The following is a 12,485-nucleotide window of genomic DNA, read 5'->3' on the forward strand; positions in this document are numbered from 1 at the left end:
TATTTTTACTCAAAAATCTCTTCCATACTTACAGTAAAATCTTTAAATAAATAACTTGAAAATATATCCCCATTATGAAATGTGTTTGTTATTCTATAAATTCCATCCTCTAATCCATATTGAACAATATTTCCATTTTGCTCTACTATATTATATTCCATCACTCCATATTTTTGATATACTGAAAGCTTTGTTATATAGTCATGGCTAGAAGTACTTTTTGAAACTACTTCAAATATTAGTTTTGGTGGTGATGTAAAACTTTGACCTTTTGTTGTTGCTTCTTCACAAGTTACAAATACATCTGGTTTATATTTTATATTTTCATCAAATATAACCTCTATTTGCTCTGTACTAACTTTGCATTTTCTACCTTTAAGATATTTTTTTAAAGCAAATGCTATGTTTAATACTATATCATTATGTCTAATTGATGTATCTGAATGCATGATAATTCTTCCATTATCATATTCAGTTTTACAATTAAATGTTGATTGCATTTTTTCATATTCTTCTGGAGTTATATAAATATTTTTATTTGTATTCATTTACTTCTCCCTTCTAACCATATATCATTAGTTATATTATAAACCACCATTAAGATTTTATAAACATATTACATGTAAAACTATATAGTGAGTTAATTTTATTTATAAAAACCACCCCTATACTAATTTGTTAGTATTGAAGGTGGTTTTTATTATTAAGACAATCTTACATCATGTCTTAACTAGATATTAGTAACATCTATGTTATTTTCATTTACTGATAAATTAATAAATTTAATCTCTATAACTACTTAACCTTAAAATTTTAAGATAGACCTACCGATGGCTTAGTTCCTTTTAATACTTTTATCCATCTATTACTTACTTTGCAATCACCACAAGTTTGGTTTGGCGTTGTGTATATAATTCCGTCATTAGTTGTTCCCTTATCATCGATATCACCTCTAGGATCTCCATAACAACTTGCACATATCCATTCATATCCCTCTGGTGCATAAATACCTGTCATTGAAACTCCCTCTCTTGTATCCTCTACCCCTAAAACTTTTAATTCTGGTTTTCCCCATTTTTTCATTATTAATCCTCTCCCTTTTGTACACTTCGGTACTGATACCATTTGGGTATATAGGTACCATTTCCGATTAATTATATTATCTTACTGAATTTATTAAGTATAAAATTATTGATCTTTAATTACCACTTATTTACTAAATTAATTTTCATATCTAGTTCTAATCAGTAGTAATTAAAATATCCATATACTAATATCAGCGTATATTTATTATATATTATTACTCCAATTTATGTAAATTACACTTTAGGGGAATATTCTTATTATTATAATTAATACTTTAGTAGCAATAACAAATTAATATTTTATAATAAGAAAACACTTAAAATGTTAATTTCCATATTTTGTATTAACATTTTAAGTGTAATATATTTATTGTTTATTTTCTTGATCATGAATGAACTTTATTTATAACATTGTAAATTGTTTGTTATAAAATAGTTCTACATATAGATACTACCTCTTAAATTTATATAATATTATTTTTAATCTCAAATTTTTTAATAAAAGTTATTATTCACAAATAAAGAAGATTCAAATTCTAATCTTCTCCTTCTTATCATCATTTAACCCTTTAAGACATTCCTCCAACTGATGCAGCCTTAAAGCAACAACACATAGGATTACCTTGTGCATCATAATGGCTTGGATCTGTGCATCCAGATGAAAGAACATGACCATTTTGCTCTACTCCCTCAGTGTGATTTCCACTATTGTTATGCTGCCCATTTCCTGTTTTGTGACAAGGATGTTTATTCGCCTTAAAAGTTGTGATATCACCACTTATAACAACTCCACAAGAACATTCTGTTTCATGTGTATGAATTGCATCTGAAGTTTTTAACTCTGGATTACTCCAATTTTTCTTTTCCATAAAAATACCCCTTTTTTATTATTTTTTAATTTATATTTATATTTTTTAATTAGCAAACTTAGCTACTACAGTATACTGATCTATAACTCCTCCACCTGTAACATAATACTCACCACACCTTAGCCATGCATGAGCTTTCATTTCATTTTCATATCTTCTAACACCTAAATAAATTGTTGTGGAAATACCTTGGTTTTTCAATAACTTTTGAGCAGTTAATGCTTGTACTAAACATTTACTTTCCCATGGTGTCTTAGCTGAAACAAATAAAACTCTAGAAGCAATTCTTCTAGCAATCTTATACGTATCATTATCAACCTTCTCTGGAGATTCTTGTTTATGTGTACCCATACGTTTTCTTAACTTATTAAATGGTATAAAAAGTATAAATGCTCTATAAAAACCTGTATAAAAAAAAGTTTGTATTATATAAAACTTCTCTTTATTATCCATGCATATAAATGTTTTAGTTTTTCTAGCTAATACTAATAAGCTTTGCATGATTCAACCCTGTTAAAAAGTCAATTACTGTACACTTACAAGTTTCTTCATCAACCTCATATTCAGAACGTAAAGTTTCAATTATATCTTTAACATTTATAGGCTTACTAATAATTTCCCATATTCTACTTCCGACTTCATTCATCATAAAGTATTCACCTTTCTCAAGGTTCATCATTACTTTTTCTCCATCTAAGTCAGTATCCTCTATTTCTAAATTTTTATTAATTATTGTATCTAGATTTATTCTTAAATCTCTTTTTACTTTTCCAACTTTCCCAGTACTCTTTTTAAAATTAATCATATTTTAATCTCCTATCCTATTATATTTAATTCAAAACATTTACTTATTATGTTTACTAATTATATATAAATTTTACCAATTAATTCAAATTAATTAAATACTTCTATTTGATTAATTTATTAATTACTAATAAGAATTACTTCTTATTATTTTTTCTACAAATATCATTTTTTATTATAAAAAACTTATATAAACTCATACTATAAATTCTTCTTATTATAGATTTATAATCTGATAACTCTAATATATTTAAAATGCTTTTATAATAATTAAGGCCAATATGCTTATATTACATATTGGCTTTCTTTAATCATTATATTCACTTTATACTGCGGCCTCTTTAACTCCAATTATTGCTCTCTCAATTAATTCAATTTGCTCATCTACTGTAAATTTATTCACTGGTCTAGTAATTTTGAAAAACCTTATATTTTTAGCTATATTAAGGCACTGTTTAAAATACTTTGGATTCATTCCATCCAAATATTTGATATATTCACCCCTATAAATATTTTCAATTATATTATTTAATTTTTCACCCCCTCTTAACTCTTCAATTGTTACTTCTTCAACACTACCAACACTAAGTTTGACTATTGCTGTCAGCTCTCTATCTTCATAAACAAATTTATCCTTAGCTGGTACTATATATTTAATCTCATCATCACTCATAAATGAAATATATTCGTCCTTTTCATAACCAAAATTATCCATGGCAGATTTACATAATTTTTGATATGGGAAACCTGGCATTACATAAGGAACTTTATCGAATTTAGTTGAGGCAACATCATCGGAAATAAATCTATATCCTTTTTCTCTTAATGCAGTACTTAATGTAGATTTTCCTGCTCCTTTATCTCCTGTAAATATAACTGCTTTATTATCCATCTCTATAACTGCACCATGAATAGCAACCATATCCCTTTGAAGCATTATAAATCCTAAGCAACTACACATAATATATACTTTCATAAGCTGCATGTCCGCATTTTCACAAACTTCAACTTCTATGCTATTTCCATTTGTTATACAATATGTAGCTATATTATTTATATGAAACCATATTTTATCTTTAAATAATTGTATATTGCATCCCTCTGAAATTTTATCCTTTATTTCTTTTTGCATTTTACTATACCTTATAGTAACTATATCTTTATTTTCTATTCTATCTATCTTTTCAAATTCCTGAATTTCTATTTCTGATTTAATATTTAATCCATAAACATAATAATTATTTATCACTAAACTTTACCTCGCTTATACTTTATGTAATATATGTAATTTATAACATAATTATACACTCTTATTGATTAATAATAAATTATTATTTAGTAGTAGTTTTTAATAAAAAAGTATTACTTAATAAAAAGCCAACACTATTATTAGTGATGGCTTTTTATTATAATTATTATTAAATTCTAAGATACTCTACCAAAATCTAATTCTTCACCAATCATTGGTCTTCCTGAATGAGCCTCTTCACAATGTAGTCTCCAATTTGCTCTAGCTTCTTCTAATGTTGCTCCCCATATTGACTTTCCACATGGTTCAGTAATAACTATTTTATCATTAGCGTCTCTATGTCCAATTCCTCTGCAAATTAAAGTTGCTCTTGTATTTGTAGTATAGTAAACACCTTCTCCATCGTTTGTATGATGTAATTCTAATCCTAAAAATCTAGGATTTTCCCATATCTTTTTCATTTCTTTTCTCCTTCATTTATTATTTTTTATTCATATAGTTTGTTTTGCATTAACAATTATAACATTTTATTACATATTATGTAAATTACACTTTATTATTATATTTTCTTTTTCAATAACTACTCATTATTGACTACTCCCCTCTTTAAGATACGTTATTAAAATTCATTCAGTTACCCTACTAGACGTACATAATAGAAAAACCCCCTGTTCTTAAATAGGGGTTTTTCAACAAAATGAAAATCATCACTAATATTAATGATGACTTTCTATTAAATGAACTCTAAGATATTCTTCCTACAACAAGTTCATCACCAATAGGTGGATCATTTGGATGAACCTCTGCACAGTGTTTATACCAATTTGCTCTAGCCTCATCTAGTGTTGCTCCGAATATATGCTCTCCACAATGCTTATCAATAGTCACCTTTCCATCAGCGCCAATACTTCCAACACCTCTACACACTAAAGTTGCTCTTGCTTTACTACTATAATAAACACCTTGCCCATCATTAGTATGATGTAATTCTAGTCCTAAAACTCTAGGATTTTCCCATGCCTTTTTCATTAATTATTCACCCCTCACTTTATAATTTTCGTAAACATTCTTAAACTACTTACTCCTAAATTTGCGCCCCAATTTAAAAATAAATATTTAAATATGTTATACTAATATTTTACCTTTTATTTACTTTTATGTAAATAATTAATATTGCTTATTTATAAAAAAACTTATAATCTTTTATGCCTAATGCTAATTAATAACTCCAGATATCTTACTATCTAATCGAGCAAGAGAAAGTTACTATGACATCTGTTGTCTTCTAATAGTATGGACATCCTTATCTTTAGCTAGTAGTTCCAGCTACAATAGCACAACGACTTTCACCATCAATTTGTTGTCCATGCTTGGCACACCACAAAAAGAGTACTGTATTTAATACCACAGTACTCTTAATATTTACACTATAATTCCATCCAATCAAGCAACTTATTTCTATTAACAGCAGTAGCTGCCCCCTTAGTTAAAAATTCAAATTTATCCTTAAAACTATATTCACTAGTAAAAATTCCTACAAATAAATGATGAATCCAAGCAATTGGAGCTAAAATCTTAAACTTCTTAGCATAACTATACTTATCTGACATATCACTAATTCTAGGAAAAATAAATCTAAAATATCTTTTCACAGCTCCTAATGTAGCATTACTATCCTTATCCTCGAAATTAAAAGCAACTTGAGTAGCAAATTGATTAGACATGTCTTTTTTACCATGTACTCCAGCTTCAAAAATCTCATCAATCAATGCCGCTACATATTTTTTATTATTTACAGACCTAATTTCTAACTCCTTAGGTATTTCTATATCAAATAACTTTTTACATAATAAAAACATAATTAAGCTGAATTTCTCAAAGCCATACATTCTTGCCTTCATTATAAAGCTATTCCAATCAATTTCTTCACCCTTCTTTTCAACAAGTACAACAAGATCACAAAGCTGCCTTACTCCAAATCCCGTCGCTGCAAGGTGAGCTGCCATATGCATACATAAATGTAATGCTAAATCTTCGTATGAAAGCGATAGAACTTCTGCTTCCCCTACATTGACCTTTATAGCTCTCTTCCAAATTAATCTTTCATAATGTTCTAGCTCATTACTAAATCCATCTCTCTTAAATAAATTCCAATGTAATTCAACAACTGGATATTTATGATGAACCAATGCTATGTGATGTGAAGCCTTATGATCCTCTAAATAAATATATCCCATTTCTATTAATAATTGCTTAACTTTTTCTACATCATCCTTATGAACTAAAATATCTGCATCACTCATAGTTCTTTGATCTGGTTGTGGATAAAAATCTCTTACAACTAGTCCTTTTAAAACAATTACTGGAATATTTTCTTCAGTAATTTTATTAAGAACAGTAGATAATCCTGAGATGTGCCTTGATTGTCCTATTCCTGTAATTGCAGCTTTTTGTTTTAATAAATTTATTCTATTTTCTCCAATTTTTGAGGCCAAATTACTTTTACGTAAAGCTAAGTATATTATTCCTTCGACCTTGTGCTTATTAGCTAAATCTATTACTTCATTCCAATCAACATTCTCATATACTTTATCTGCTCTCTTTCCTCTAATGCCTGCAGATAAAATATCTACAAACTGTTTTTGTGCATTATTCATATTATATCCTCCTAATACCCCTCAAAACAAATAACCATAATATTACTTATTTTACATAACTAACTATTTTATATTATATCAATTTATTACTTTTTTGTATATGATATTAATGATACTATTTATCAATTATTTAAATCTCTATACAAAAAAGAACTTTTAAAGCTTTTCCTATCTTTACTATGTTAGGTACCTTAAAAGTTCTTTTCTATTATTTATATATCATTTTATTTGCTCTTTAAAGTAATTACTGTAATTTCTGGATTATTAAAAAGTCTTAACTTAAATGATGATGTTCCTATTCCTCTATTTACTATCATTATAGATCCATTAACTTTAAATTTACCTGCAGCATATTTAGGAAATATGGTTCTTTCCGGTGATAAAAGTCCAATATTAGTAAATGGAATTCTTACAATTCCACCATGCATATGACCGCATAAAACAAGATCTGCTCCCCATTGACTATATTGCTTAATAAATGTTGGTGTATGTGCCAACAATATATTAAATTTCTCTTCATTAGCCTCAGGTAATGTCTTCTCAACATAATTTTTTTCTAATTGAAACTTATTTACATAAAGTCCTGTTGCTCCATCTAAAGGAAGGTTTATCCCATATAAATTAATAGATTTATCTCCCTTATATATCTCTATATAATCATTTTTTATAGTAGTAACTCCTAACTCTTTCATAAATTCAATAAAAGCTACATATTTTCCTGGACGTAAAATTTCAGCTAAATGTTCATGATTACCATCAATATAGTATATAGGATATAGCTCTGCTAATGATTTAATTAAAATTTTAACCTCTTCTATATCTTCTATATCCCAACTTACCATATCTCCAGTCATTACAATTATATCTGGATTAATGTCTTTTACTTTATTTATTATATCTTCTGTTGTATTTCTATAGCCTTGACTATGAAAATCTGATAATTGAACTATTTTAAACCCATTAAATTCTTCTGGTATTTTTTCATTTGAGATTGTATATTTTGTTACATCTATTTTATTAATAAAACACATAACTATACTTATAAAAATTAAAACTATGCAGATTGATACTATAATTTTCTTATTTTTCATTTTTGCCTCCAATCGAAAAGAACTATATAAACTTATCATATATGAAAAAAATAAATACTATATATATCCCTTTACCCAATAACCCATAAGCTTTAAATATTCACTTATGACCATAAGAACACTATCACCACTTGTCCACCATTTAGTAGTAAACTTTTCTTCTTTAGATGGAGTTACAGTTACAGATACTTTCTCTCCATCTATTAATGTATTTTCTAAAGATTTTTCCATAGCTAGTTTTGATCTTCTTGTATGATAATCAGATGTTACTACTATTACTGATTTAAAATTGTTTTCTTCTATTATATCCCTTGTAAATTCAGCATTTTCATTAGTCGTTGATGCTTCATCATCAATAAGTATTTTGTTTTCATCTACTCCTAATTTTATTGCATGATTTTTCATTAATTCTGCCATTGTTACATCATCATATACCTTTCCCCCTGAAAGTATTAAGTAATCAGCATATCCTTCCTTTAAAAGTTCTACTGCCCTTTCAGTTCTTGCTCCACTATCTCCACTAAAAACTGCTATTGCATCTGCTTTTTCTAATTTATCTGATTCCACTAAAAACCTTCCTAGATTTAATCCTATAATTACTATTAATACTGCTGTAACTATTATTAAAATAATAACTTTCCTTTTTTTACTCATTAATTCTTCTCCTATTCCTTTAAATAAAAACCTTATTAAATTATTATATTAATTATATAATCCCCAATATAAATTTAAACATTTTTTCTAAATATTTCAATATTTTTAACAAAATATGTTAAAATAAATTAATATCAATTTGTTATATTTATAAGGAGGATTAAATGAAGAAATTAAATAGAAAGAAATTTAATATATTTATAGCTGTACTTATACCATTATTAATAATCTTAACTATTACAACTACATTTTTAATTCAAAACCTAATATCTTATATTACTTATAAAGGCAATACTATAAATACAGATTCTATCTCACTTAAAGATATAAATTTAAATGAAGTACCTTATATATCGACATATTATATAGAACCTAAGGTTTCTCCTAATGAAGATGTAATAATAAACTATTATGTAACAGATTATTATCATAAAGAATATACGGAAGAAGATACTTCAGAAACATTCACCATAACAGTTAAAATAGATGGGCAAAAAGACATAGTTAAAAAGAATGTTAAAGCTGGTGACAACTCAATTAATATAGGAAGTTTCAAAAATCCAGGTGAACAAAAATTTTCAATAATAGCCACAGATCAGTATAGTCGTAACTCACATGAACTTTTTAATTTCTTTTTAGTAGAAGAAAAAAATAAAGAAGAAAAAGAATATATAATGACAAAAGATGATTTAACTAAATATAATATTAAAAATATCGATACTTATGAAGATAAACATATTGCTACTCTTAATTTAGAGGAACCTACTTCTAAAACAGTTAAAGCTGAACTTGAAAAAATAGCCTCTACTATAACTCCTAATTCTAATACTTATACTTGTATAATTGCAGATACTGTTGGTAATGGTGAAGCTGGAAACTGGTGGGGTGAAACTATAGTTAAGTATGCTGATGATTATAATAAAAATGTTGTAATGCAAGAATCTACTAACACAAGAATTGGGCTTCAACAATTACTTGATGATATAAGTGCTAAAGGCTACTCATCTATTAAATTGTTACCTGGAACTTATAGAATTGATCATCAAGAAAGTATTTTTATTCCTTCAAACTTTAATTTAGATATGAATGGAGCAACTATTAAATTAAATCAATTTACTGGCGATAAGGCATTAATGATAACTCTTAACAATACTTTTGATTCACATGTTATTAATGGAACAATTGAAGGAGATTATTATAGTCATGACTATGCAAATTCTCCCAATAATTCTGAATGGGTAATGGGAATTAGTATTGGTAGTGAAGCTAAATATAGCTCTTTTGAAAACTTAGTTGTAAAAGATATAACTGGATATGGTGGTAGTAATGGCATTGCTAAATCTAGAGATGAATCTTTATATTATACTTACACTAATCCAATTTCAATTGGTGATAGTTTTAAACTAGGTGATATTGATATAAAAACTGGTAAACTAATTGAGTCTACTAATAGAACAACATCTGATTTTATTTCTATTGAAGGATATGATGGAATTGGTTATTTATCAGTTAGTAGGTATTTAGGATATCAAGGCAACTCCTGTAATACTTGGAATATGATTGCTCATTTTTATGATGGAGAGCAAAAATATATTTCTTCTGTTGATAGCTATTTTTATAGAAGAATTGGAGTTCCTGATGGTGCTAAATATATTAAAGTCACAATTTTAGAAGAAAGTTATCCAACTGATTTATCAGTTCAATATTTTATGGTTCCCACTCATTGTTCATTTAAAAATATTAAATTTGAAAATAATAGATGTGTTGGGTTGGCCCAATCTGCCATGAAAGATATGTTAGTAGAAAACTGTGAATTTACTAAATGTGGTCAATCCTCTGCTAAATGTGCTTATGATGCTGAAGATGGATGGGACATGATGCAAGATGTAACCTTTAGAAAACTTAATTTTCATGATAACCCTAATAATGATTTTTTAACTTGTGCAGGTCATAATTTTGTAATTGAAGATATGATAGATGGAAAAGTGTACTTTTGGGAACGTACTAACTCTTATGTTGTTAGAAATTGTGATAATTTAGATAATGCTTCTTTAGGTCACACAAGTAGAAAACGTAGTGGTTATGTTAGATTTTATGATAATACCGTTAATGGCAATATTACTATTGGAGCAGCTGAAGAAAATGATATTTGGCCTCTTACTATTAAGGATTGTAATATTAATGGTAGAGCTGAAAATATTATTGATACTGGATTATATCTAAGATGTAATATTGATAAATCCAATAATAAAGATAATAATTGGAATACAGCCTTAGCTAATGGAAACTTTAAAGATTGCACTATTATAAATAAAAGCGGTGAAAATATAGGTGGAGTTTATGAAAATTGTACCTTTGAAGACATAACTGGAAATATTCATGGAACTTTTGATATTAGTAATAGTACTATAAATAATTGGAGTACGTATGCTGGTGCTTATGAACCTAGTTATACTTTTACTAATTGCAAACTTAATAACTTTGAAATTACCTTTGATTATTGGCATCAAGGAGCTACTACCTTATTTAATAATTGTGATATTAATAATGAAGATTTTTTATTGAAATTACCTCATTATAGTATGAAAAGGCCTATAAGTATAATTAATTCTTCTTTTATCTCTAATGGTAAGGATGGCATGATTGTATTTTATGATGATAGAACTGGTGGGTCTGCTGGTGAATTAGTTGAACAAGACATGCTTACTATTGAAAATAATAAAATAAGACTTGATAACTCTGAATATGTTGTTAGTGGTATTAATAAGGATACTGTTAATAATATTAATATTACTTTTAGGAGTAATGAGCTGTTATCTAAAGAGTTGAATTTATATACTAATAGTTGTAGTAACAATAATAACATAAAAATTACTAATAATTAATTACTCTATCAATGGGTATGTTATATATTCTACATACCCATTATCTTTTTATTATAATTATTTTTATAGTGTATAATTATATTTTATATTTAAGTACTCTTATTTTTATTAGTTTTTAATATTTAATTTATTCACTACCTTATAATTTGTTAAAGTGCCTATTATTTTGAATTTAATTTTTTGTATTTCTCTATAACTTATATATGATAAAATAATAATAATTGGTGTATATATAATTTGCCAATGCTTTGTCATAGTTATGCTTGTTAAATTTAGCTTAAATAGAGCTATGTCTATAATATCTATAAATGCAATATGAATTAAATATATACCTACACTATTAGCACCTATATTCGTAATAAAACTCTCTTTTTTACTATCTCTAATTATACATAACATAAATAATAAAAAAGTTAATGGGATTGTAGAAATATAAAAATCAGCTGTTTTAGGAAAATAAATATCGTATAATCTCCTCTCTACGATAGATATTATTATAAAACCTAATATTACTATCATATATTTAAATGAAATTTTTTTACTAAATTTATTCTTTAGTAATTTCTCATTAATATTTATATAAACACCCATTACTGAGTAAAATAAACCTAAAAATATAGCATCCCTTGTTGTTTCAACTATTTCTAAGTCACTATTATATATAAATATTCCTAATATATTTATTACTAATGTAATAATTATAAATTTATTTATCCAATTATTTTTTATAATTAAATATAATATTGGAATTATTATAATAGTTGAACTTAAATACCATAAATGATATTTTATTATGCCTTTAGTATAATAAAGATCAATTATATTAAATTAGGAAAAATAGTCTTTATATCCATAAAACACATTATTTCCATTTAGTATATTAGATATTGATGCAAGACTTAACCCTAAAATTATATAAAATATAGTCCAACTAATAAATAATTTAGCTATTTTAATAATATATTTTTTAGTATAATTCAAATTAAAGTTTCCATAAAATAAATATCCACTTTAAACAAAAAATAATGGAACTGCTACCCTAGAAACTACATTTATTATTGTACCAATTGCATAATCCTTAAATGGTGATGTATGTATACATACTACAGCTATACAACATAAAAACTTCATTCTATCTATTGAATAATTTCTTTCCATAGTTCCCCCTTTTTGTTTACCCATAATTTTTAA

13 protein-coding genes are annotated in these 12,485 nt (G+C 26.4%); 1 reads left to right on the forward strand and 12 read right to left on the reverse strand.

All coding sequences use genetic code 11. The features are described from left to right. Positions 1-5: 5 nt before the first annotated feature. The 11 genes from I2E98_RS02765 to I2E98_RS02815 all read right to left on the reverse strand — a co-directional run bounded on the left by I2E98_RS02765 (position 6) and on the right by I2E98_RS02815 (position 8,409). Positions 6-548: a Uma2 family endonuclease gene (locus I2E98_RS02765; RefSeq protein ID WP_195467440.1), complete on the reverse strand. Its 543-nt coding sequence runs from the start codon at positions 546-548 to the stop codon at positions 6-8. A 265-nt stretch (positions 549-813) separates the two neighbouring features. Beyond that, positions 814-1,083 carry a hypothetical protein gene (locus I2E98_RS02770; RefSeq protein WP_195467441.1) on the reverse strand — a complete coding sequence of 90 codons (270 nt, stop codon included), beginning with the start codon at positions 1,081-1,083 and terminating at the stop codon, positions 814-816. Between the two features lie 571 nt (positions 1,084-1,654). Further along, the gene (locus I2E98_RS02775) at positions 1,655-1,954 is read right to left on the reverse strand and encodes a hypothetical protein (RefSeq protein ID WP_195467442.1); all 300 of its coding nucleotides are present in this window, start codon (positions 1,952-1,954) and stop codon (positions 1,655-1,657) included. Positions 1,955-1,999: 45 nt separating this feature from the next. Then, the gene (locus tag I2E98_RS02780) at positions 2,000-2,455 is read right to left on the reverse strand and encodes a lasso peptide biosynthesis B2 protein (protein ID WP_195467443.1); all 456 of its coding nucleotides are present in this window, start codon (positions 2,453-2,455) and stop codon (positions 2,000-2,002) included. Further along, the gene (locus tag I2E98_RS02785) at positions 2,430-2,759 is read right to left on the reverse strand and encodes a lasso peptide biosynthesis PqqD family chaperone (protein ID WP_207737562.1); all 330 of its coding nucleotides are present in this window, start codon (positions 2,757-2,759) and stop codon (positions 2,430-2,432) included. The genes I2E98_RS02780 and I2E98_RS02785 overlap by 26 nt, the downstream gene beginning before the upstream one ends. A gap of 324 nt (positions 2,760-3,083) precedes the next feature. Continuing rightward, positions 3,084-4,007 (reverse strand): hypothetical protein, encoded by a 924-nt coding sequence (locus I2E98_RS02790; protein WP_195467444.1) that lies wholly within the window; start codon positions 4,005-4,007, stop codon positions 3,084-3,086. A gap of 176 nt (positions 4,008-4,183) precedes the next feature. After that, on the reverse strand, positions 4,184-4,468 hold the full coding sequence (locus I2E98_RS02795; protein WP_195467445.1) for a hypothetical protein: 285 nt from the start codon (positions 4,466-4,468) through the stop codon (positions 4,184-4,186). Positions 4,469-4,751: 283 nt separating this feature from the next. After that, a complete protein-coding gene (locus I2E98_RS02800; RefSeq protein WP_195467446.1) occupies positions 4,752-5,036 on the reverse strand; it encodes a hypothetical protein in 285 nt (94 codons plus the stop codon). Positions 5,037-5,434: 398 nt separating this feature from the next. Continuing rightward, complete coding sequence (locus tag I2E98_RS02805; protein WP_195467447.1) at positions 5,435-6,664, reverse strand: nucleotidyltransferase family protein; 1,230 nt, start codon at positions 6,662-6,664, stop codon at positions 5,435-5,437. A 224-nt stretch (positions 6,665-6,888) separates the two neighbouring features. Then, positions 6,889-7,755, reverse strand: a complete 867-nt coding sequence (locus I2E98_RS02810; protein ID WP_195467448.1) for a metallophosphoesterase — start codon at positions 7,753-7,755, stop codon at positions 6,889-6,891. 57 nt (positions 7,756-7,812) lie between these two features. Further along, entirely contained in the window at positions 7,813-8,409 is a 597-nt protein-coding gene (locus I2E98_RS02815) for a YdcF family protein (RefSeq protein ID WP_195467449.1), read from the reverse strand. Positions 8,410-8,573: 164 nt separating this feature from the next. On the opposite strand from I2E98_RS02815, the gene I2E98_RS02820 reads away from it, so the two are divergent. After that, entirely contained in the window at positions 8,574-11,294 is a 2,721-nt protein-coding gene (locus tag I2E98_RS02820) for a hypothetical protein (RefSeq protein WP_195467450.1), read from the forward strand. A 1,011-nt stretch (positions 11,295-12,305) separates the two neighbouring features. Here the strand turns inward: I2E98_RS02820 and I2E98_RS02830 are convergent. Next, positions 12,306-12,452 (reverse strand): acyltransferase family protein, encoded by a 147-nt coding sequence (locus I2E98_RS02830; protein ID WP_195467451.1) that lies wholly within the window; start codon positions 12,450-12,452, stop codon positions 12,306-12,308. Positions 12,453-12,485 lie beyond the last annotated feature (33 nt).

It is taken from the genome of Clostridium sp. D43t1_170807_H7 (assembly GCF_015555905.1).
Lineage (GTDB): Bacteria > Bacillota > Clostridia > Clostridiales > Clostridiaceae > Clostridium.

Coding starts and splice junctions, on each gene's coding strand:
- I2E98_RS02765 (WP_195467440.1), bottom strand. CDS start 548: ATGAATACAAATAAAAATATTTATATAACTCCAGAAGAATATGAAAAA.
- I2E98_RS02770 (WP_195467441.1), bottom strand. CDS start 1,083: ATGAAAAAATGGGGAAAACCAGAATTAAAAGTTTTAGGGGTAGAGGAT.
- I2E98_RS02775 (WP_195467442.1), bottom strand. CDS start 1,954: ATGGAAAAGAAAAATTGGAGTAATCCAGAGTTAAAAACTTCAGATGCA.
- I2E98_RS02780 (WP_195467443.1), bottom strand. CDS start 2,455: ATGCAAAGCTTATTAGTATTAGCTAGAAAAACTAAAACATTTATATGC.
- I2E98_RS02785 (WP_207737562.1), bottom strand. CDS start 2,759: ATGATTAATTTTAAAAAGAGTACTGGGAAAGTTGGAAAAGTAAAAAGA.
- I2E98_RS02795 (WP_195467445.1), bottom strand. CDS start 4,468: ATGAAAAAGATATGGGAAAATCCTAGATTTTTAGGATTAGAATTACAT.
- I2E98_RS02800 (WP_195467446.1), bottom strand. CDS start 5,036: ATGAAAAAGGCATGGGAAAATCCTAGAGTTTTAGGACTAGAATTACAT.
- I2E98_RS02805 (WP_195467447.1), bottom strand. CDS start 6,664: ATGAATAATGCACAAAAACAGTTTGTAGATATTTTATCTGCAGGCATT.
- I2E98_RS02810 (WP_195467448.1), bottom strand. CDS start 7,755: ATGAAAAATAAGAAAATTATAGTATCAATCTGCATAGTTTTAATTTTT.
- I2E98_RS02815 (WP_195467449.1), bottom strand. CDS start 8,409: ATGAGTAAAAAAAGGAAAGTTATTATTTTAATAATAGTTACAGCAGTA.
- I2E98_RS02820 (WP_195467450.1), top strand. CDS start 8,574: ATGAAGAAATTAAATAGAAAGAAATTTAATATATTTATAGCTGTACTT.
- I2E98_RS02830 (WP_195467451.1), bottom strand. CDS start 12,452: ATGGAAAGAAATTATTCAATAGATAGAATGAAGTTTTTATGTTGTATA.